Raw genomic sequence first — 19,580 nt, forward strand, 5'->3', positions numbered from 1 at the left:
CTGGGGACGCGCCGCTCATGATTGGAAGTCGGCCATGAACCAGTTCGCGATTCTTTATGAGGATCGATTCGTTCGACCATCCGTGTGAATTTCAACCCGCCTTGAACACGGAAATTCTGACACTCCCCGTTCCTGACTCATCGTGTTGATGATAAGTGGATCACCTACTCTTGTCGAAATAGTTGTCGGCAACCCAACCATCTCCTTTAGGAGGACAATGAACAGCCGTATATTGGAAGACCTTTTCAACGACTACTCGCCCTGGATAACAAACGTCGCCAGGAGCAAGCCGAAAAATCTCCTCTTGCGTGTCCCCATCCGGAGATCGATAGACCGGCATTTCTTTCTGAACACGCCATGTTTCACCCGTATGGTTCTCACAACCGATGAGAGTCAGAAAGGCCGCGACGGCAAGCCTCTTCATCGCGCTCTCGGGTATTCAATTTTTCGGGCCACTCTTTTTGAGTGGTTCAACCCAGTCACGATATCGGCGGGGCTAATCATCTCGAACGCCGACCAACGGGGATCGTAAGCGACAATACCAACCGTACCCAGTACGTCGGCAACATTGCTTGAACAACTATTATCGAGAAAACTGTATTCGTGCGATTTTGGATCTAACGTGAAAATCCTAACTCTTCGCTCCAATTCAGTTTTGATTGTTTGTTTTTCGTCAGACGACACACGAATTACATAGCCGACGCTGTTGCGATACGAGTTCCGATAAAGATAGTCATTCCGGTCAGTGGTAAAGTATTTTTCGTGTGCCCGAGAATAAACTTTGTTATCGACAATAATTGCCACATGGCCAAACTGCGAGCCGTGGCTCAATAAGCGTGACTCGCTTACCACGACCTCCACCACATCTGATTGAACGGCGATCTCTTTGACCGAAGCGAGCGCGTCCTGCTGCACGTCGCGCGCACAAGCCGCATGCCGAGCGTCGTGCCGCGCGAACTCGCGGCCGAAACCCGAGCCCGCGCCAGTGACGACCGCAACCTTGTCCGCAAATTGGTTCACACATCGCCCTGTTCGGATTGCTATCGATTACAGGATTGCCGAGTACGACATGCCGGCAATACCAAAGAACAGTTCGAGCCCATTCATTACGCCACGTCCCCTGCACTCGTTTGCGCATTGGCTTGAGCCGCCGTGCGCGCCTCGTCCTCTTCCTGCAACTTGCGCCACAGAATCTTGCCGCTGCCCGATTTCGGCAGCGATGCGACGAATTCGACGATACGCGGCGCCTTGTAGGCCGCCATCTGCCCGTGCGCCCAGTCGATGATCTCCTGCGCGCTGATCGTGCCCGCATGGGCCAAGTCGGGCACGACGAGTGCCTTGACCGTCTCGCCGCGCTTCTCGTCCTTCACGCCGATCACGCACACTTCGTGAATCGCCGGATGCCGGTACATCAGCGCTTCGACCTCGGCCGGCCAAACCTTGTAGCCCGACGCGTTGATCATGCGTTTGAGCCGGTCGGTCATGAAGAAATAGCCGTCCTCGTCGATATGGCCGAGGTCGCCGGTACGCAGAAAACGCTTGCCGTCGAGTTCGACGAACGCCTCCGCGGTCGCCTTCGGATTGCGCCAGTAGCCCTGCATCACTTGCGGCGCGTTGACGACGATCTCGCCGGTCTCGCCTTGCGGCAACTCCTGCAGCGTAGCCGGATCGATCACGCGCGAATCGACGTCGAACACCGGAATGCCGAGACATTGCGGCTTCGGACGATGCGGCGGATTGATATGCGTGCCGGCAATCGTCTCGGACATGCCGTAGCCCTCGACATAGTCGAGCCCGGTCAGCATCTTCAGCTTCTTCGCAATCGCGTCGGGCATTGCCGCGCCGCCGCCGCGCGTGCCGGACAGGCTCGAGAGATCGTAGTCGCCGAGCCGCGGATTCGAGAGAAAATCGACCATCATCGTCGAGATCGACTGCCAGGCGCTGATGCGATATTTCTGCATGCAGAGCGCGGCGGCATCGCGGTCCCAGCGCGACAGCACGACGATCGTCGCGCCCGCGAACACCACGCTGTTCATGCCGCCCTGCATGCCGGTCACGTGAAAGAACGGCAGCACCGACAGATGCACGCCATCGGCCGCCGACGAAAACCACACGCAGCCGCCGAGCAGCGTGCTCATCACGCTGCGATGCGTATGCATGCAGCCCTTCGGCCGGCCGGTGGTGCCCGACGTATACGGCATCACGCAGAGGTCGTCGGGGCCGGCCGTGAGCGGACCGGGCGCGATGTTTCTCGCGAGCACATCCGACCACGCGGTGACGCCGTCGCGATCGAACCTCCCGCGCGGCGCGGCAACGAACTCGGGTACCGCGACCGGCGACGGACGCTGCAGATAATCGCCATACGTCGCGACGATCACGTGTTCGAGCCCCTGCCCCGGCTGCTTGCCGATCAGCGGTTCGACGTGCCTGAAGAGACACTGCGGCACGATGATCGTGGCCGCGTCGCTATCCTCGACGTAATGGGCAAGCTCGTCGCCCATGTTCATCGGATTGACCGGCACCACGACCGCGTTCGCGCGCAGAATGCCGTAGTACGCGATGATCCACTGCGGACTGTTCTGCATATAGAGCAGCACGCGATCGCCAGCCTTTACGCGGCACTCGTGCTGCAAAAAGCCCGCGACGCGCTCGGCTTCGTCCTTGAACTGCGCGAACGTGACCGGCGTGCCGTAGTAAATGATGAAGGGCTTGTCGGGAAAACGCGCCGCCGATACTTCGGCGTTGTAGAAAAGATTGGTGTGCGGCAACGTCAGATGCCGCGGCACTTGCGGCGGCCAATGCGGGTAATGGCGTTCGTTCATACACGTCTCCGGTTTTATTCTTTCTGCGAACCCGACTCGCGCGCGGCGTCCACCTGCGCTTCGAAAACCACTTCAGCCGGATAGACGTATTCGTCCATGAACGCGTTCAAACGCTTTTGCAGATCGCGGACCTTGTCCGGGTACTCGAAGTTCATGCAACGTCTCCATGTTGTTGCTCCCGCGAGAAGCTTCGCCCGCGCTGCCTGCCGCTACGCTGCCCCGAATCAGACGATGATCGAGCCGCCATCCACCGCGAGATACTGGCCCGTGACATGGCGCGACGCTTCGCTCGCGAGAAACACGACCGGGCCCTTCAGGTCCTCGTCACCGCCGAGGCGCTGCAACGGCGTGCGCGCGACGATCGAGTCTTCGAGCTGGTCGAGCAACCCGGCCGACATCTTCGACGGGAAAAAGCCCGGACAGATCGCGTTGACGTTGATGTTGTACTTGCCCCATTCCGCCGCGAGCGCGCGCGTGAAGTTGATCGCCGCGGCCTTCGAGGTGTTGTAGGCAATCGTGTTCATGCCCGGCGGCGAGCCCTTCAGGCCCGCGACCGATGCGACGTTGATGATCTTGCCCGCACGCTGCGGAATCATGCTGCGCTTGCCGACTTCGCGCGCGAGAAAGAACGGCGCGTTGACGTTCAGGTTCATGACCTTGTGCCACGCTTCGTCGGGATACGCTTCGGCGGGCGCGCCCCAGGTCGCCCCCGCGTTGTTGATGAGAATGTCGATGCGGCCATGCGCGCTCATCACTTCGTCGACGAGGGCCGGAATGCCTTCGAAGCGCTGCAGGTCGTTGACGATGGCCCTCGCCTCGATGCCGCGGCCTTGCAGATGTTCTCGCGCCTCGGCGAGTTCCTCGGCCTTGCGCGCGGTGATCGCGACACGGCAGCCCATCTCGCCGAGCGCCTCGGCCATTTGCAGACCGAGTCCGCGCGAGCCGCCGGTAATCAATGCCACCTTGCCATCGAGTTGAAACAGGTCTTTCACCGACATCGCGACACTCCTTCAGTTGTTCTGCAATGCAGATTGCTATTCCATAATTTCCCGACCATCATACGTGTCGAAATTCACCGTGTAAATAAAAGCACGATCATTCTTTTTCGTTATAAACTGACTCGCATTGCCGCCGCGTGGTTCCTCGGGACTTACCCGCATACCGCGTTCTTCAAACGATCCAGGCCGCATCGGCCGCGCTGTGCGCTCGCGTGTTTTGCGCCGCGCTTCGTAACCGTTCCACATAGCGGCTTACCTCAGGATGGGTTTTCAGCAATGCAAGACGCGCAAATCATCAACACGCGGGATCTGGATTTCCAGCTGTTCGAAGTGCTCGAAGCCGGGACGCTGACGCGGCGCGCCCGCCATGCGGACCACAGCCGCGAGACCTTCAATGCCGCGCTCGACACCGCGCATGCGGTAGCCGTCGAAAAATTCGCGCCGCACAACCGGCTTTCCGACGAGCACGAACCGCAGTTCGACGGCCAACGCGTGACGCTGCCCGGCGCAGTAAAAGATGCGCTCGACGCCTTGCGCGGCACCGGCTTTCTCGCCGCAAGCAAAGACTACGAACTGGGCGGCATGCAACTGCCGGCGACGATTTCGTTTGCGTGCCTGTCGCTGTTCAAGAGCGCCAACATCGCGACCTCGTCGTACGCCATGCTGACGAGCGCGAATGCGAACGTGATCGAACGCTTCGGCTCGGCACAGCAAAAGCGCAAGTACCTGCGCGCGCTGCTCGAAGGCCGCGCGTTCGGCACGATGGCGCTGACCGAGCCGCAGGCCGGTTCGAGCCTGTCCGATCTCGCCACCACCGCGACGCCGAATGCGGACGGCACCTGGTCGATTCGCGGCAACAAGATTTTCATTTCGGGCGGCGATCACGCGCTGAGCGAGAACATCGTGCATCTCGTGCTGGCGCGCATTGCGGGCGGGCCGCCCGGCGTCAAGGGCATTTCGCTGTTCACAGTGCCGAAGTTTCGCGTCAACGACGACGGCAGCCTCGGCGCGCGCAACGACGTCGCACTCGCGGGCCTGATTCACAAGATGGGCTGGCGCGGCACGACCTCGACCATGCTGTCGTTCGGCGAGCATGGTGAATGCATCGGCGAGCTGGTCGGCGAGCCGCATCACGGGCTCGTGTATATGTTCCATATGATGAACGAGGCGCGCATCGGCGTCGGCCTCGGCGCCGTGATGCTCGGCTATCGCGGCTATCTCGCGTCGCTCGACTATGCGCGCGAGCGGCCGCAAGGACGTCATCCGACCAACAAGAATCCGCTCGATCCGCCATTGCCGCTGATCGAACACGCGGACGTGCGGCGCATGCTGCTTGCGCAAAAGGCCTATGTGGAAGGTGCGTATGCGCTATGCCTGTACGCGGCGCGTCTCGTCGACGAACAGAACACCGGCGAGAGCGACACCGCGCGCACCGAAGCGGCACTGCTGCTCGACCTGCTGACGCCGGTCGTGAAGTCGTGGCCGTCGCAATGGTGTCTCGAAGCGAACAGCCTCGCGATCCAGATTCACGGCGGCTACGGCTATACGCGCGAGTATTCGGTCGAGCAGTTCTATCGCGACAATCGCCTGAACATGATTCACGAGGGCACGCACGGCATTCAGGCGATCGACCTGCTCGGCCGCAAGGTCACGATGAAACAGGGCGCCGCGCTAAAGCTCTTCGCGCGCGAGTTGCAACGCACGATCGACGCAGCGAGCGAGCATGCGCCGCTACACGCATACGCCGAAGCGCTCAACGACGCGTGGCACGCGCTGAGCGGCACGCTCGATGCTCTGCTGCCCGCGCTCGCGAGCGAAACCGACCGTGCGCTTGCGAACGCCAATGCATTCCTCGAAGCATTCGGCCATATCGTGCTGGCGTGGACGTGGCTCAGGCAGGCGCTCGTCGCGCATGCCGCGTTGCCGAAGGCCAACGACGCGGCGGATCAGGACTTCTATCGCGGCAAGCTGCATGCGTGCCGGTGGTTCTTCCGGTGGGAATTGCCGCGCGTGACGGCAATGCTGGCACCGCTGCGCGATCTCGACGACACGACGTTCAGCATGTCGCCGCGGTGGTTCTAAACGCCCTGCGCTAACACTAAACGCTGAACCCCAAACGCTCGACGCCGCTCGAAACCAAAACCGGAACGCGCCGCCGCTCAATGCGACAGTGCGATTTCGAGCTGCGTTACCACGTCGATCAGACGCGGCCTGACCTGTTCGAGCAGAAATTCTTTCGAGAGCTTGAAGGCCGGGCCGCCGACGTTGATCGCCATGGTCGGCAACTCGCCGCCCGGCTGGAACGCGCGCGCAATGCCGTTGACGTCCTTCTGCCAGTCGCCGAACGAAGTCGTCACGCCGAGCGTGCGGTAATCGTCGAGCGCCTTCTCGATGCCGCGCCGCGTCTTCGGCCATGCGACGTGATCGAGCTCGCGCACCTGCTCCATGAAACTGAGGCGGTCGTGCTCGGGAATCGCCGCGAGCCACGCGCGCCCTATCGCCGAGGTCGCGACCGGAATACGCGAACCGACTTCGAGCGTCAGCGTGAGCGCGACCGAGCCGCGGCAATTTTCGACGTAGATCATCGAGAGCCGGTCGCGCGTGCCAAGCGAAACGGTCGCACCGGACACGTCGGCGAGTTCCTGCATGATGGGCCGCGCGATCTTGCGCACGTCGAGACGCGCGAGCATCGCACTGCCGAGCGCGAGCGATGCCGTGCCGAGCCGGTACTTGCCGCTCTCCTTCAGATGGATCAGATAGCCGAGCAGCGTGAGCGTATGGGTCAGGCGCGAGACCGTCGACTTCGGCAGCCTGCAGCGCTGCGCCAGTTCCTGATTGCTGAGCGACCGGTCGCCGGAGCGGAAACACGCAAGCACTTCGAGCCCGCGCGCGAGTGCCGTGACGAAGTGCCGGTCGTCCTTGTGCGCTTCGTGCGCGGTACGCATCGCAAGCGTGGCCGGTGCCTTCGCCGATGCCGCATCGCCGATGCCGGGGTTATCGGTGGGACGATCGTCCGGGTTGTGGTCGATTTTGCTCAAGAGGAACGAGGCTCCCGCGAAGCGGCTGCATGAGGCATGAACCGTGGGATGGATCGAAGGGCTGATCCGGGATGCGGAATTATAGTCCAGCAAACAGGCCGGGCGGCACCAGGGTCCGGCCTACGGAGATTCGCGCGCGAACCGCGCTCGATAGGCGGCATGCCCTTTTCAGCGGCATCGCTTTTCGGAATTCTCCAATTCATACCGCGACCTTGCTCGTGAAGAATGGCCGCGCGAGGCGACGTTCGGGTTGGCCCGCTTCTCTCGCTGATGGAATCACGGCTCATGCCTCGCGACGCGCTTCTTCGTTCCCGTTTTCCCACCCATCGCGCTCGACCTATGACTCGCCCATTCACGCGTATTGCGCTGCTGATCGGGATCAGCGCCGGGCTTTACCTGAGCCTGTTCGACCCTACTCCGCATGGACGCGAGTGCCGGATATCCGCGCCGCCCGATGGGGCGTATATGCGCCGAGCTTTGTCTGTTGCGATGGGTTCCGGCTCGTAGCGAAAGCCCGCAATATGCTGGCCGGCTCTTCGATGCGAAAAGCGGCAAGCTGCTGGCACAGCGCACTTTCAGTACGTCGGTTCCCGATCTTTTCTGGTCGACGGGCGTGCGATATTCTCTCGCGCCTTATTCGCCGCCCCGCACTCTGCCGCCATCCGTCGAATTTTCGCGGGGCGATGGCAGCGACGGGAATTCAAGCATTTCGCTACCGCCATCGATATGGGACCGGTTGCTCGCCGCGCGTCCGCGTCTGTAGCGATCCAATCCGGCTACCCAGACCGCTCGCTCGACGACACCGCACGCCCCCCAGCAGATCAGCACTGCTTCGCATTCGAAGGCAATTTCTTCGTGTTTCGTCGCTTGCGCTCGACCATTTGCCACATCATCAAACTTTACTTTTCCGTGCTCGCCGGGCACATCGGCGAAACCAGGATGCCCGGCGAGAACAAGACGAGCGCATCGAACGTTAAGGCAAGGCTGATATCTATGTCCAAGGTTTCCAGCAGCAACTCCACCCAAGTCTCCACTGTCGTTGATTTGCCAGCGGATGACCGTCCTTCCGCACACTCGACGAAGCAACCCTCCACGCGCACTCCGACCACGAATCAGGGTTCCCGCTTCGAGGGTCTGCAAAAACGTGCATCCGTCAAAGGCGCAGCGCCCCATGAAAGCACAGCGACCGGTGTCGCCGGCAGCACATCGCCGGCCCGCACGAGGTGGCATAAGGGCTTTCAGGTAATACAGGCACGCAAGCAACGAACACAAGAGTTGTTGGAGATCCTTCGCGAAGGCGTCCCTGGCCTGCTTGAGCAGCACCAGGCGGCAAAAGCCGATTACCTCAAGCAGGCCGCGGCGCTGATGTCGAAAGGCGAGTATCCATTGCCGACGGCTTTCTCCGGGACCGTGACCCGCGATGCGGCGGGTCAGATGCGCTGTACCGACAAAGCCGTCGAAGCGATTTTGCGCTTCGTGCAGGCCAAGCACTCCGCACAATTCGATGAGCTGCGATTGCCTGCGGCCGGTTGCCGGCTGGGCCTTCCGCTGGACGCCGCCATTTTTGCCAGGACAGCCGCATTCGAGCACGGTTGCAAGGTGCACGGGCTGACGATGGAAGACGGGAAGCAAGTCGACGCCGACATCAATCTGACGGCTTATGCGACCCGCCAGGCCATCAGGAAAGGCGTGCAGGGCTTCGGCGCCGACGCGCGCCTGAATCCGGCCACCTCAGAAGCGTCGGACGAGGCGGCCCGCTCCGGCGAGGCCATCGCGGCGTCGCACGACGGTGGAGAATCCCCGGGAGATCTGCCGCTTGCTACCCTGGACGGGAATCGGGCGTCGGCTGACACCGCACCGGCAGAGGGCCCCCATCCATTCAAGTTCCTGCAGGACATCCGTTACGAGGTCGAATCCGATCACGCGCCCTTGAAGAAACTGGTCGAACACTGCCTGAACGAAGCGGACCCGGCGACGCTCGAATTGCGTGGGCGCCTCGGGGCTCAATCTATCAACTCGGTCATCAACCAGAAGGCATTCACCAAGGAAATCGGCATCGCCATGTTTGCCAGCCTGGCGATGAGCGGCGGCCTTACCTATGCGCTCGACGCCGTGGCGTGGAAGGCACTGGTGGCCGTTGCGGCCCGCGCGTACGGAGAGACGCATCCGGTCACGCAATTCGTCGACGTGTTGACGAACTCGGTCACGCCGCTGGTCACGGAGACGGTCGACTCGCTCATCGTCAAACGACTGCTCGGCACGTTTCAGGGCGAACCGCTCCTGCCGGAGTCCGTCGAGAAATTGCTCGACGACCTCAAGGATTCGGCGGGCGCGGGAAGCATTGCGGCGGTGGGGTCCATTCCGAACAACGCGGCCGCGCTGAACAGTTCGATCGCCATGTTGCCCGTTCAGGCGTTGACGAACCAGGTGGCGGCATCCACTTCCGGTGCCATGGTGCCGCTCGAAATTGCCAACGCACACGATGAGATGGCGGCCGGCGTGACGCAAAAGATGAACGAGGGCTTTTTCCCCGCCCCGGCAGCGAACCATACCGAGGCGGCGAGCACGCCGGAAGCGAAGGCCGCGCTACGGACACACATCCGGGCCGAGACGAAGTCCGCGCTGGAAGCGGCACCCGGCTGGGGGATGGCGGTGAACTCGATGGGTATCGGCTCCGTGCTGAGTTTCGCGGCCGGCTTCCTGCCGGTCGACATTCCGGCCCGGCTGGGACTGGTCAGCGATTCCGTGCAGAAAATCGCCTCGATCATGCTCAATACGCCGACGGAGATCCTGAGTCTCGGTACCAACATATTGACTGCCAATCATCTGGGAATGGGGAAATGGATGACGACCGATACCGAGAAAAACCGCCAGATGATTAGCCTGATCGTCGACAAGGCAATCCAGCGCATCAAAAGCGATGACCCTGGCCGCAGCATCGAAATTACCGAAGACGAATTGAGGGCGATCGAGCATCCCAGACTGGCGCTTACCCAGCCCGCCGGGAGAAAGATTGTCGACGCGATCAATAACACCACCGACTTTCTGGCCAAGGGATGGGCGAGCATGCTGGGGCAGCCGAAGCCGGTCAAGCAGAGCGAAACGGTCAGCCTGGACAATGTGCGAATGGATGCATGACGTTGCTTTCGCAACGCCCGTTGCCGCCACCCGTCGAATTTTCGCGAGACGATGGCAGCAACGGGAATTCAGGTATTTCGCTGGCGTCGTCGAGATGGCGCCAGCGGCTCGCCGCACAGCCGCCTCTATGGCTTCCCGATCCGTTGCCCAGACCGCTCAGCGCCGCACGAGCCCCACCACATAGCGGCACGTCTCGTCGCCGGCATTGAAGAACTCGCACTCCACCGGCGCGCCCAGTTGCAGGCAATCGCCCGCTTCGAGCCGGTATGTCTGCGAACCCTCGCGAAACGTCAGCACGCCTTGCGTCACCCAGATCTGCTGATGCTGGAACACGAACGCATCCGATGGATAAGGCACGCGCACGCCTGCCGGCAATTCGATCTCGAGCAATTCGAGCACGCCGCCGGTGGGCGGCGAAACGCGCCGCCGCGTATAGCCGGTTTCGGGGTCTTGCCAGAGCGCCTGATCGGCATGGCGCACGAGCCGCTCGCCGGTCTGCTCGGCGAGTGCGAGCAAGGTCGACAGGGTCAAACCAAACGCGCCCGACAATCGTCCGAGCACGGTCGCCGTGGGGCTCGCCTCGCCGCGCTCGATCTTGCTGATCATCGCCTTCGACACGCCCGAGCGCTCCGCCAGTTCGCTGAGCGACCAGTTGCGCGCCTCGCGCTCGGTCTTTACGCGCGCGGAAATCGCCTGAGTCAGATCGATGGCGGAAGATTCGGACATGGCAGGGTCGTCGCGGCAAAGTGAGTTCCGCAAAATTATATCGATGCGTAGGCGCGACCGGCAGGCGCTGACAGCCATCCTCCCTGAGCGCACCACGAGAAGCCGGCCAGCGGGCGGCCCGCTGACTCGACCGGGCAGGCACGGCGTCGGGCGAGCCACACTCTCGGCACGACACCACGCCCCTCTCAATGCGATATCGACATCGCGCGGCAAGCCTGCAACATCGCCGCGCGGAATGTCTTGCATAGTATTTTTTCGTCCACTATATTCAACGAACGGATACCGTTAAACACGATTCGAAGCCCTGCGCCGATCCGGCACAGCCCCGCGGAACCATCGACGCGTCGAACCCCGCTCGAACCGTTGCCCGCCTTCGTCCACCTCTGCCAGCCGGAACACGCCATGCTGAAGGAAATCGTTCTCAACGCGTTTGACATGAACTGCGTCGGCCACATCCAGCAAGGGCTGTGGACCCATCCGCGCGATCAGTCCGCGCGCTATACGGACCTGCAATACTGGACCGACTACGCGCGCAAGCTCGAAGCGGGCCTGTTCGACGGCATCTTTTTCGCGGACGTGGCGGGCGTCTACGACGTCTACGGCGGCAATCCCGACGCGGCGATCCGCGGCGCGGTGCAGGTGCCCGTCAACGATCCGACGCTGCTGATTCCGGCCATGGCCGCCGTCACGCGGCATCTGTCGTTCGGCGTCACGTCGAATCTGTCGGTCGAGCAGCCCTATCTGTTCGCGCGCCGCATGTCGACGCTCGATCATCTGACGCGCGGCCGGGTCGGCTGGAACATCGTGACCGGCTATCTCGACAGCGCCTCGCGCGCGATCGGCCTGACCGGCCAGATGGCGCACGACGACCGCTACGATCTCGCCGACGAATACATGGAGCTCGTCTACAAGCTCTGGGAGTGCAGCTGGGAAGACGACGCCGTGCTGCGCGACAAGGCGCGCGGCGTCTATGCGAACGCCTCGAAGGTCCACGTGATCCATCACCACGGCAAGCAGTATCGCGTCGATGCGATGCATCTCGCCGAGCCGTCGCCGCAACGCACGCCGGTGCTGTATCAGGCGGGCTCGTCGGCGCGCGGCAAGCAGTTCGCGGCGGCGCACGCGGAATGCGTGTTCGTCAACGGCCAGGCGAAGCCGGCGGTCAAGGCGATCGTCGACGACATTCGCGCGCACGCGGTCGCGGGCGGCCGCCGCGCCGACGACATCAAGGTGCTGCTCGGCCAGACCGTGATCGCGGGCCGCACCGATCGCGAAGCCGAGGAGAAGTACGCGGAGTACCGGCGCTACGTGAGTTCCGAGGCCGCGCTCGTGCATGCGGCCGCATCGCTCGGCATCGACTTCACGCGCTACGACCTCGACGAGCCGATCGAAACGGGCAAGAGCCAGGCGATCGTCTCGAACGTCGAGGCGATGACGCGCGCGGCCGGCCCGCAATGGACCAAGCGCAAACTGCTCGAACAGATGGTGCTCGGCAGCCGCCAGCCGCCGCTCGTCGGCTCGGCGGAAAAGATCGCGAACGAACTGATTGCATGGACCGAGGAAACCGGCGTGGACGGTTTCAACCTGTCGCGCACCGTCGTGCCCGAATGCTTCGACGATTTCATCGAGCTGGTCGTGCCGCTGTTGCAGGAGCGCGGCGCCTACAAGCGCGCGTATCGCGACGGCACGTTGCGCGACAAGCTGTTCGGGCATGCGCGTCTGCCGGAGCGCCATACGGCGGCGCAGTTTCGTTCGCCGGCATGCGCGGCGGCGCCGGCATGACGATGCGCGAAGCTGACACCGGGATGCGGGCGGGTCCGCGAAGTTTGTGGTTTGTGGCGACGGAGTTGGCATCGGTGCCAGTGTCGCGCAAGCCGAACGCATGAGGCGCGCGACTCGCAGCACGCCTACCGTCGGCATGAACCGCACCACCCGCACCGCCAGCGGCACATCCCGTGCAGCTACAGAATTTTCAGAAGAGGCACCCATGCTTGACAAGAGCACGTTCCGCGACGCCATGGCCGGTCTTGGCGCGGCCGTCAACATCATCACGAGCGACGGCGCGGCCGGCCTCGCGGGCTGCACCGCCTCGGCCGTCTGCGGCGTGACCGACGAGCCGCCTACCCTGCTCGTCTGCATCAATCGCGGCAGCCGCAACAATGCGGCGTTTCGCGAGAACGGCAGGCTCTGCGTGAACGTGCTGAGCGCGGAACACCAGGCGCTCGCGGCGCACTTCGCGACGAGCGCGCTCGCCATCGGAGAACGCTTCGCCGCCGCGCAATGGGAACACCTCGCGACCGGCGCGCCGGTGTTGCGGGACGCGCTCGCGTCGCTCGACTGCGAGATCGAATCGATCACCGAAGTCGGCACGCACACGGTGTTCTTCTGCGCGGTGAAGGCCGCGCACACACGGGCCGACGGCGATGCGCTGATCTACTACGGCCGCCGTTATCATCGCGTGGGCGAGCGGTCGGTGCATGCATCGCATGCGGTGGCCGCGAGTGCCTGTGCCGCGAGACCGGCACGCTGATTTATTTTTCGCAGGGCGAAGCAAGCCCATTGTGACTGGATGCTCGCGGTTGCGATCGACATGCCAAGCCATTCGTTCGTTGCGGGTTCATTGCAGAGCCGGCACGCAGGATATTCCGGACGACTTGATTTCTGGCCGGATAAGCACAGCGACTCCTGCCGGTATTGCATCAAGCACCCAACATCCAGCATTAATGCATCAGGCCCGCACCACGCCGCTCACCGGCCGCGCCGCAACCGTGCGCCCGAACAGCGCGGCCGCGGTGCGCTGCGCATCGAGCCCAAGACTCTCGCTCGCCGCGCCGGCAATCAACGCATCGAGCGACGCGGTCGGCTTCAGATCGCGCGCCTCGTACAACTGATGCGGCGCGAGCCCCGGCCAGTCCGCGATCACGCGGCCGCCTTCCACCGAACCGCCCAGCAGCATCGCGACCGAGCCCGTGCCGTGATCGGTGCCGCCGGTGCCGTTCGCGGCGGCGGTCCGGCCGAATTCGGTCGCGACCAGCACCGTGGTCTTGCTCCATGACGGCCCCATGCCATCGCGCAGCGCGGCAAGCATCGTATCGAGCGCTTTCAACTGATTCGCGAGGCGCGCGTTCTGCGCGCTATGCGTGTCCCAGCCGCCGGTTTCGATCATCGCGATGCGCGGACCGTCGTCGCGCGACAGAAAACTCGCCGCGAGCTTGCCGAGGCTCGCGGGGTCCTGACGCGCGCCCGCGTCGCCGGCAAGACCGCGCGCGGCCATCGCCGACTCCCAGAGTGGGCGCAACTGCGCATCCTGCTCGTAAAGCTGCGAGACGCGCATGAGCAGATCGTCGGGCGCCTGCGGCAGCGCCGACGGCGCATAGGACGTGACCGCCGCCGCGCCGCGCAATGCCATCGGCACGGTCGGCGCGAACGCGATCGCGGTTTCGCGCGTCGCCGGCAATTGCGCGGCGAGCCGGTTGAGCCAGCCGTCCTTCACCTGATACGGCGATGTGCCGCCGGTTTCGAGCACGTTCTGTCCGTCGAAATGCGAGCGGTCGCGATACGGTGAGGCCACCGCGTGCACGAACAGCGCCTCGCGGTCCGCGTACATTTTCGCCACCTGCGCGAGCGCCGGATGCAGCGCGAAGGTGCCGTCCAGACGCGGCGCATTCGACGTGTCGATCGCGAGCGCGCCGCGCAACGTCGCGTAGGCAGGCTCGGCGTACGGCACGACGATGTTCAGGCCGTCGGCCGCGCCGCGCTGGATCACGAACACGAAACGGCGCTCGGTCGCGACGTGCGCGAACGCGATATGCGGCGAGACGAGCATCGCGCCCGCACCGGCAGCGGCGACACCGAGAAACTGGCGGCGTGACAGCATGGCATTCATCTCCGTTGGAAATCGGGCGACACGAGCAACAGCGCGATCGCCGTCGATGCGCTTTCGGCGCGCGATACGGCCGTGGCCGTCGGCTCGCTGAGCGTGCCGGCCAGCAGCGTCTGTCCGAGCGCGCGCGCATCGAGCCGGTCGCCCACGCGCGCCGCGAAACGTTGCGCGACTTCGACGCGGCGCACGAGCGCATCGGGCGCGGCCCAGCTTGCGGCGATATCGTCGTAGCCCGCGGGTGAACCGGGGCGCCACACGGGTTGGCCGAGCTGGGTGAAAATCGGCGCGCTCTGCTGATTGCCGAGGTTCTGCCAGCCGAGTCCGCGCATCGACGAAATGGCCCACTCCCACGGCGTCTTGAACTTCACCGCCTGCGGCGCCCAGGCCTCGGGCGTCTCGATCAGCGCGTGATAGACGCTTGGCAGATCGCCGCCGCTGCGCTCGAACGCGTCGGCAAGACGCTCGCTGACGCCGGACGGCGGATTGTCGGCGACGAAATGGCGGGCGAGCTTCATGCCGATATGCTTTGCGGTGGCCGGCGAATTCGCGAGGTCGTGCAGGATCGCGAGTGCCTGCTGCTCGCCTGGCTCGTCGTAGCGGCGGCCCATGATCGTGCGCGTGCCGGGCTCGTGCAGCGCCGGACGAAACACGAAGCTGCCGGGTTCGGCGTTCTGCGCGAGCACGCGGCGGCCCGCATCGATATTGCCCGCGATATTCGCGCCCGCTTTGGGCGGATTGCCGGCGAGGCTCCAGCCGGTCAGCGCGCGGGCGAACTCGGTCACGTCGTCCTGGCTGTAGCCGCTGCGCACGCCGAGCGTATGCAGTTCCATGACCTCGCGCGCGAGATTCTCGTTGAGTCCGCGCCGGTTTTCCGGGTTGCGTTGCGCGGCGCGCAGCGCGGCCGTGCTGTCCGGTCCGACCGAGCGGGTCTGGTCGAGAAACAGTTGCATCGCCGGATGACGCTCGACGGCTACCAGCATGTCCTCGAAACGGCCGAGCACATGCGGGCGGATCGCTTCCGCCTCGAACGAACCGGCCAGCACGGCGACACCGGGCTTCTCCGTCGATACCGCAAAATGGTTCGCCCAGAAATGCACGAGCCGTTCGATGAAGGGCGTCGGCGTGGTCAATGCGCTCGCTACACGCGCATTCACGGATGAGCGGTACAGGTCGAGTATTTCGACGCGCAGTGCCTTGCGTTCGGCTTCTTTCGCGGTCTGGGCACGGGTGGTTTGGGCTGCGCTCTGGCTGGCGGCTGGGGCCATGGCCTGATTCGTGGCCTGGTTCGTTGGCGCGCGATAGCCTGCGTTGCTGCCGCCGGCATTGGCCGCACGCCTGTTCGCGTTATCGATTGCCTCAGTGGCCGCGCGGTTGTCCGCGAAATTGCCGGCATGACCGGCGACAGGAGGCCCCTCGCCCGCGTCGCGCTTTGCCGGCTGATTGATCCGCATGCGCAGTTGCACGAGTTCCGCCGACAGCGCCAACGAATCGGGCTGGCTCGCCCACGCAGTAGGTCTCGGCTGATACTGCTCGAACTGGGCGAGCAGCCAGCCTTTCGGATCGGCGGGCGGCGTGTCGTCGGCACGCGCGCCGAGACCGAAGCGGTTCAGCGCGAGCGCCGCGGCATTGAGGTTCGGTGAGTTGGCCATGCGATCCTCATCGGCATTGGATGGCTTTGCATGTCCGTTAAACGCTCGAAGCGCCGCAATCCGTCGCGGCCATCCGCGTTTTTTAGTCGTCCGATGCAGCGTCGGCAGGCGCGGGATTGGCCGGCACACTCGCCGGCGAGTTCGCCTGATGCTGCGCATTCGCCTGCTGTTTCGCGTTCGGCGCAGGCTGCGCTCCGCGCCACTCGCCACGCCACCTGAGGCTATCGGCGAACTCGATCCGCTCCGTGGGCGACAGCGTCTCCGCGAAATCCGCGACGCTCGCTTCCACCATCGCGCGCAGTTTGCTGTCGGCCGCGCGCGTACGCGCGAGCGCGGCATCGAGCGCCGCGCGATCGAACTGCGGCTCGGCCAGCAGACGCAGCACCTCGCGACGCCCCTCGCGGCCCTCGCGCGCATAAGGCCGCCCTTCGCGGCGCGCGTTTTGCAGTCCTTCGATAAAGGCCCGCTGCTGCGCTGCCGACAGCGGCTCGGCGGCAAAACGCAGCGCCGCGCGCTGCTGCGCGGCCGCCGGCCGCTTGACGCCGTGCGTCGCGAACCATTGATACGCGCCGCCCGCAATTGCGCCGAGCAGAAACACGTTGAGTACGAACGAGCCCAGCAGGGCAAACTTCCACGACCGCCCGTTCATTCGCCGCTCCAATCGGCGGACGTGCCGCCGAAGCTCGAAGTCAGATAAGAGGATTCGTGCACGGCCGGCGCGTTTTCGGTCAGCACGAAGAACGACATCGCCAATGCGCCGGCCACGCCGCCGAGCAGCCCGACTCCGGCGACCGCCGCGCCGGACCACCACCAGCGCCCGCGCGCGAACAGCCGGCGCACGGGCGTGCGCTCGACGATGCGCCGCTGTAGCTCAAGGCTCGGCGGCTCGACCTTGTCGGCGGCAAGCCACGCGTCGATGCCGGCCGCCTGCGCGAGCGCGGCATCGGCCTCAACGCGATGCGAGCGCGCCCATGCCTGCGCCGCCGCGCGTTCGTGCGGCGGCCAGCGGCGCGCATCGGCGCCGTAGGCTTCGACGATCTGATGAAATCTTTCGGGTGTCATGACTTGTCCTTGCCAAGGCCACTGCCGCCGGCCAGTTGAGTGCGCAGATTGCGGCGCGCGCGGGCCAGCAGACTTTCCAGCGCATCGACGCTGACGCCCATCAGGGCGGCCGCGTCGAGGTTCGACATTTCCTGGTAGTAGGTCAGCACGAGCGCCTCGCGCTGGCGTGCCGGCAACGCGGCAAGCGCCGCGCGAACCCGCTCGCTCTCGGCTCGCGCCTCGAGCCGAGCCTCGGGCGGCGCGGCGGGATCGGCCATGTCGGGCAGTTCGTCGTTCGGGTCTTCGCGCCGGCCGCGCAGACGGTCGTAGCAGAGATTGAGCGCGACGCGATGCATCCATGTGTCGAATTTCGCTTCGCCCTCGCGCCAGCGCGCCGCCTGCTTCCAGATTCGCACGAACACCTCCTGCGCGACATCCTCCGCTTCCATGCGATCGCCGAGCATGCGCGTGGCGAGCGCAAGCAGCCGCGGCAGCTTGCGCGCGACGAGCGAGCGAACCGCGCCGGGCTCCTCGCGGCCGATCTGGGCGATCAGCTCGGCGTCGGGATCGGGTGGGGCTTCGCTCAAGGCGCGGCGCTCCAGCGCGACATGACGCGGGTTGGCACGGACCGTCTCACTGCATGAAGATCGTTCACTCGCCGCCGCTCCTTCGCTCGTTGCGCCGCGCCTTGTACTGCGCCTGGTACCACGCCTTGTACCGCTTCATGCGCCGCGTGCTGTTCCGTCAACCCGGTCAATATACGACGATCCCCGGCCGGTAATAAGCCGGCCGCGCCGGGTACACCACACAGCCGGCGAGCGAGACCGCCAGCACAATCATCACGAGTATTTTCATGGCAAACCTGCCTCAGTGACTGAATGAGGCTTCGCGTCGACAAACGCGCAGCACGTTATGGGAAGCGGTGACACAGCCGCAAGACTCAAGTCCAATGCTCAGGCCCAATGCCCCTCGACCCAGCGCCAGTTCGGACCACGCTGCACCCAATGCCCGGGCACCCAGTGATAGCCGACGCGAACCGGCCGCCAGTACCCCGGCGCCCACACGTAACGGCCGTACCGCCAGTGCCAGTGGCCCTGATCCCATACATAGCCCGCCCGCGGCGCGGGAACGACTTCGACGCGCGGTGGCGGCGGCGCCATCGGCGCGATGATGATTTCGGCGCTGGCGGGCGCGGCCGTCAGCGTGGCGGCACAGCACAACGCGGCGGCGAGCGTGGAGCCCAGTAGGCGGGCGATGCGATTCGAGGTCATGTCGGTTTCTCCCCAAAGGACCAGAAAGAGCCGGAGCCTGAAAACGGCGCCGTTTCTGCTTGAACGCGGTGGCGGGAGAAATCCGTCGCCCGATTCGCGGGAAATGGCCGGTACGGTATCCTTGCCGCTTCAGCGACTCTTTTCCCTACACTGCCCGATGGCCGATTTCCCCTTCGATGCCGTGCTCTTCGATTGCGACGGCGTGCTCGTCGACTCCGAACCCATCACGAACCGCGTGCTCACCGAGATGCTCGGCGAGCTTGGCTGGCACCTGAGCGTCGAAGAGACGATGCGCATTTTCGTCGGCAAGGCCGTCAAGGACGAAGCCCCGCTGATCGAGGCACGCACCGGCTTCGCGATCACCACCGACTGGCTCATGCAGTTCCGCGCGCGGCGCAACGCGGCACTCGACGACGAATTACAGGCGATCGCCGGCGCGGGCGCGGTGGTGCGTTCGCTCCATGAAACGCTCGATGGACGCATTGCGGTCGCCTCGGGTGCGGACCGCGTCAAGGTCGAGTTGCAGCTCGCAAAGGCCGGCATGCTCGACTGCTTCGAAGGGCGCATCTTCAGCGGTCACGAGATGCCGCGCAGCAAGCCGTTTCCCGACGTGTATCTCGCGGCGGCCGCAGCGCTCGGCGTGGACCCGCAACGCTGCGCGGTGATCGAGGATACGGTGACGGGTGCGACTGCCGGAGTCGCGGCGGGTGCGACGGTGTTTGGTTACTGCCCGTCGCACCTGGCGCATAGCAGCGCAACCGCGTTGCATGGCGCGGGGGTCGTGCGGGTGTTCACGGATATGGCCGAGTTGCCCGGATTGCTGGCGGAGTGGGTCCGCGGGTGATCGGCTGGTTTGGTGGTTTGCTGATATGTTGAAGTGTTGGCGGTTCGACTCATGACGAGTCTCATCCCTGGCGACCTGTCGCGCTGCGACGAACCCGACCGCGCCGGCGCGCAAACCGTACGCGGCGGCAACGCATGCTTTAAACGCGCAGAGCCCAACTGGTGTCACAA

Annotated in this window: 18 protein-coding genes and 1 pseudogene; 5 read left to right on the forward strand and 14 right to left on the reverse strand. The window is 64.4% G+C overall.

Translation table 11 applies throughout. The features are described 5' to 3' along the window. Window positions 1-160: 160 nt before the first annotated feature. The 6 genes from F3J19_RS29095 to F3J19_RS32450 all read right to left on the reverse strand — a co-directional run bounded on the left by F3J19_RS29095 (window position 161) and on the right by F3J19_RS32450 (window position 4,066). A complete protein-coding gene (locus F3J19_RS29095; protein WP_167049386.1) occupies window positions 161-424 on the reverse strand; it encodes a hypothetical protein in 264 nt (87 codons plus the stop codon). Beyond that, window positions 421-1,020: a hypothetical protein gene (locus tag F3J19_RS29100; protein WP_167049388.1), complete on the reverse strand. Its 600-nt coding sequence runs from the start codon at window positions 1,018-1,020 to the stop codon at window positions 421-423. Before F3J19_RS29100 ends, F3J19_RS29095 begins: the two co-directional genes overlap by 4 nt. Before the next feature lie 86 nt (window positions 1,021-1,106). Next, the gene (locus F3J19_RS29105) at window positions 1,107-2,822 is read right to left on the reverse strand and encodes a long-chain fatty acid--CoA ligase (RefSeq protein WP_167049390.1); all 1,716 of its coding nucleotides are present in this window, start codon (window positions 2,820-2,822) and stop codon (window positions 1,107-1,109) included. A 14-nt stretch (window positions 2,823-2,836) separates the two neighbouring features. Beyond that, window positions 2,837-2,977, reverse strand: a complete 141-nt coding sequence (locus F3J19_RS29110; protein ID WP_205193343.1) for a hypothetical protein — start codon at window positions 2,975-2,977, stop codon at window positions 2,837-2,839. A gap of 69 nt (window positions 2,978-3,046) precedes the next feature. Further along, window positions 3,047-3,820 (reverse strand): SDR family oxidoreductase, encoded by a 774-nt coding sequence (locus F3J19_RS29115; protein ID WP_167049392.1) that lies wholly within the window; start codon window positions 3,818-3,820, stop codon window positions 3,047-3,049. A 36-nt stretch (window positions 3,821-3,856) separates the two neighbouring features. After that, window positions 3,857-4,066, reverse strand: coding sequence for a hypothetical protein (locus tag F3J19_RS32450; protein ID WP_205193345.1), 210 nt, complete (start codon window positions 4,064-4,066; stop codon window positions 3,857-3,859). A 30-nt stretch (window positions 4,067-4,096) separates the two neighbouring features. On the opposite strand from F3J19_RS32450, the gene F3J19_RS29120 reads away from it, so the two are divergent. Continuing rightward, window positions 4,097-5,902 carry an acyl-CoA dehydrogenase gene (locus F3J19_RS29120; RefSeq protein WP_167049394.1) on the forward strand — a complete coding sequence of 602 codons (1,806 nt, stop codon included), beginning with the start codon at window positions 4,097-4,099 and terminating at the stop codon, window positions 5,900-5,902. A gap of 77 nt (window positions 5,903-5,979) precedes the next feature. On the opposite strand, the gene F3J19_RS29125 is transcribed toward F3J19_RS29120, so the two are convergent. Further along, the gene (locus F3J19_RS29125) at window positions 5,980-6,765 is read right to left on the reverse strand and encodes an IclR family transcriptional regulator (RefSeq protein ID WP_167049463.1); all 786 of its coding nucleotides are present in this window, start codon (window positions 6,763-6,765) and stop codon (window positions 5,980-5,982) included. An 819-nt stretch (window positions 6,766-7,584) separates the two neighbouring features. On the opposite strand from F3J19_RS29125, the gene F3J19_RS29130 reads away from it, so the two are divergent. Further along, window positions 7,585-9,996, forward strand: coding sequence for a hypothetical protein (locus F3J19_RS29130; RefSeq protein ID WP_167049396.1), 2,412 nt, complete (start codon window positions 7,585-7,587; stop codon window positions 9,994-9,996). A 156-nt stretch (window positions 9,997-10,152) separates the two neighbouring features. Here the strand turns inward: F3J19_RS29130 and F3J19_RS29135 are convergent, their stop codons facing one another. Then, a complete protein-coding gene (locus F3J19_RS29135; protein ID WP_167049398.1) occupies window positions 10,153-10,722 on the reverse strand; it encodes an XRE family transcriptional regulator in 570 nt (189 codons plus the stop codon). A 402-nt stretch (window positions 10,723-11,124) separates the two neighbouring features. Here F3J19_RS29135 and F3J19_RS29140 point away from each other — a divergent pair, with 402 nt between their 5' ends. Further along, window positions 11,125-12,504, forward strand: coding sequence for an LLM class flavin-dependent oxidoreductase (locus F3J19_RS29140; protein WP_167049400.1), 1,380 nt, complete (start codon window positions 11,125-11,127; stop codon window positions 12,502-12,504). 205 nt (window positions 12,505-12,709) lie between these two features. Beyond that, window positions 12,710-13,252: a flavin reductase gene (locus F3J19_RS29145; RefSeq protein ID WP_167049402.1), complete on the forward strand. Its 543-nt coding sequence runs from the start codon at window positions 12,710-12,712 to the stop codon at window positions 13,250-13,252. Window positions 13,253-13,450: 198 nt separating this feature from the next. On the opposite strand, the gene F3J19_RS29150 is transcribed toward F3J19_RS29145, so the two are convergent. The 6 genes and pseudogenes from F3J19_RS29150 to F3J19_RS29180 all read right to left on the reverse strand — a co-directional run bounded on the left by F3J19_RS29150 (window position 13,451) and on the right by F3J19_RS29180 (window position 18,566). Continuing rightward, entirely contained in the window at window positions 13,451-14,599 is a 1,149-nt protein-coding gene (locus F3J19_RS29150; protein WP_167049404.1) for a DUF1501 domain-containing protein, read from the reverse strand. Between the two features lie 5 nt (window positions 14,600-14,604). Then, entirely contained in the window at window positions 14,605-16,254 is a 1,650-nt protein-coding gene (locus F3J19_RS29155) for a DUF1800 domain-containing protein (RefSeq protein WP_167049406.1), read from the reverse strand. Window positions 16,255-16,336: 82 nt separating this feature from the next. After that, window positions 16,337-16,903 (reverse strand): periplasmic heavy metal sensor, encoded by a 567-nt coding sequence (locus tag F3J19_RS29160; protein ID WP_167049408.1) that lies wholly within the window; start codon window positions 16,901-16,903, stop codon window positions 16,337-16,339. Then, a complete protein-coding gene (locus F3J19_RS29165; protein ID WP_167049410.1) occupies window positions 16,900-17,316 on the reverse strand; it encodes a hypothetical protein in 417 nt (138 codons plus the stop codon). Before F3J19_RS29165 ends, F3J19_RS29160 begins: the two co-directional genes overlap by 4 nt. After that, window positions 17,313-17,906, reverse strand: a pseudogene (locus F3J19_RS29170) (RNA polymerase sigma factor); the annotation flags it as partial. The pseudogene F3J19_RS29170 and the gene F3J19_RS29165, both read right to left, overlap by 4 nt. Before the next feature lie 342 nt (window positions 17,907-18,248). Then, window positions 18,249-18,566 carry a YXWGXW repeat-containing protein gene (locus tag F3J19_RS29180; RefSeq protein ID WP_167049412.1) on the reverse strand — a complete coding sequence of 106 codons (318 nt, stop codon included), beginning with the start codon at window positions 18,564-18,566 and terminating at the stop codon, window positions 18,249-18,251. 157 nt (window positions 18,567-18,723) lie between these two features. On the opposite strand from F3J19_RS29180, the gene F3J19_RS29185 reads away from it, so the two are divergent. Then, window positions 18,724-19,410, forward strand: coding sequence for an HAD family phosphatase (locus F3J19_RS29185; RefSeq protein WP_167049414.1), 687 nt, complete (start codon window positions 18,724-18,726; stop codon window positions 19,408-19,410). The last annotated feature ends 170 nt before the right edge of the window (window positions 19,411-19,580 follow it).

Origin of the sequence: Burkholderia sp. Ax-1724 (assembly GCF_011752995.1) — a bacterium.
In the GTDB taxonomy this organism is placed as follows: Bacteria; Pseudomonadota; Gammaproteobacteria; order Burkholderiales; family Burkholderiaceae; genus Paraburkholderia.

Bases quoted from the DNA above. Each gene is read 5' to 3' on its own strand.
- F3J19_RS29180 (WP_167049412.1), bottom strand. From the start codon at position 18,566: ATGACCTCGAATCGCATCGCCCGCCTACTGGGCTCCACGCTCGCCGCC.
- F3J19_RS29120 (WP_167049394.1), top strand. From the start codon at position 4,097: ATGCAAGACGCGCAAATCATCAACACGCGGGATCTGGATTTCCAGCTG.
- F3J19_RS29095 (WP_167049386.1), bottom strand. From the start codon at position 424: ATGAAGAGGCTTGCCGTCGCGGCCTTTCTGACTCTCATCGGTTGTGAG.
- F3J19_RS29140 (WP_167049400.1), top strand. From the start codon at position 11,125: ATGCTGAAGGAAATCGTTCTCAACGCGTTTGACATGAACTGCGTCGGC.
- F3J19_RS29165 (WP_167049410.1), bottom strand. From the start codon at position 17,316: ATGACACCCGAAAGATTTCATCAGATCGTCGAAGCCTACGGCGCCGAT.
- F3J19_RS29105 (WP_167049390.1), bottom strand. From the start codon at position 2,822: ATGAACGAACGCCATTACCCGCATTGGCCGCCGCAAGTGCCGCGGCAT.
- F3J19_RS29130 (WP_167049396.1), top strand. From the start codon at position 7,585: ATGGGACCGGTTGCTCGCCGCGCGTCCGCGTCTGTAGCGATCCAATCC.
- F3J19_RS29125 (WP_167049463.1), bottom strand. From the start codon at position 6,765: ATGCGTACCGCGCACGAAGCGCACAAGGACGACCGGCACTTCGTCACG.
- F3J19_RS29135 (WP_167049398.1), bottom strand. From the start codon at position 10,722: ATGTCCGAATCTTCCGCCATCGATCTGACTCAGGCGATTTCCGCGCGC.
- F3J19_RS29160 (WP_167049408.1), bottom strand. From the start codon at position 16,903: ATGAACGGGCGGTCGTGGAAGTTTGCCCTGCTGGGCTCGTTCGTACTC.
- F3J19_RS29150 (WP_167049404.1), bottom strand. From the start codon at position 14,599: ATGCTGTCACGCCGCCAGTTTCTCGGTGTCGCCGCTGCCGGTGCGGGC.
- F3J19_RS29115 (WP_167049392.1), bottom strand. From the start codon at position 3,820: ATGTCGGTGAAAGACCTGTTTCAACTCGATGGCAAGGTGGCATTGATT.
- F3J19_RS32450 (WP_205193345.1), bottom strand. From the start codon at position 4,066: ATGTGGAACGGTTACGAAGCGCGGCGCAAAACACGCGAGCGCACAGCG.
- F3J19_RS29145 (WP_167049402.1), top strand. From the start codon at position 12,710: ATGCTTGACAAGAGCACGTTCCGCGACGCCATGGCCGGTCTTGGCGCG.
- F3J19_RS29110 (WP_205193343.1), bottom strand. From the start codon at position 2,977: ATGAACTTCGAGTACCCGGACAAGGTCCGCGATCTGCAAAAGCGTTTG.
- F3J19_RS29155 (WP_167049406.1), bottom strand. From the start codon at position 16,254: ATGGCCAACTCACCGAACCTCAATGCCGCGGCGCTCGCGCTGAACCGC.
- F3J19_RS29185 (WP_167049414.1), top strand. From the start codon at position 18,724: ATGGCCGATTTCCCCTTCGATGCCGTGCTCTTCGATTGCGACGGCGTG.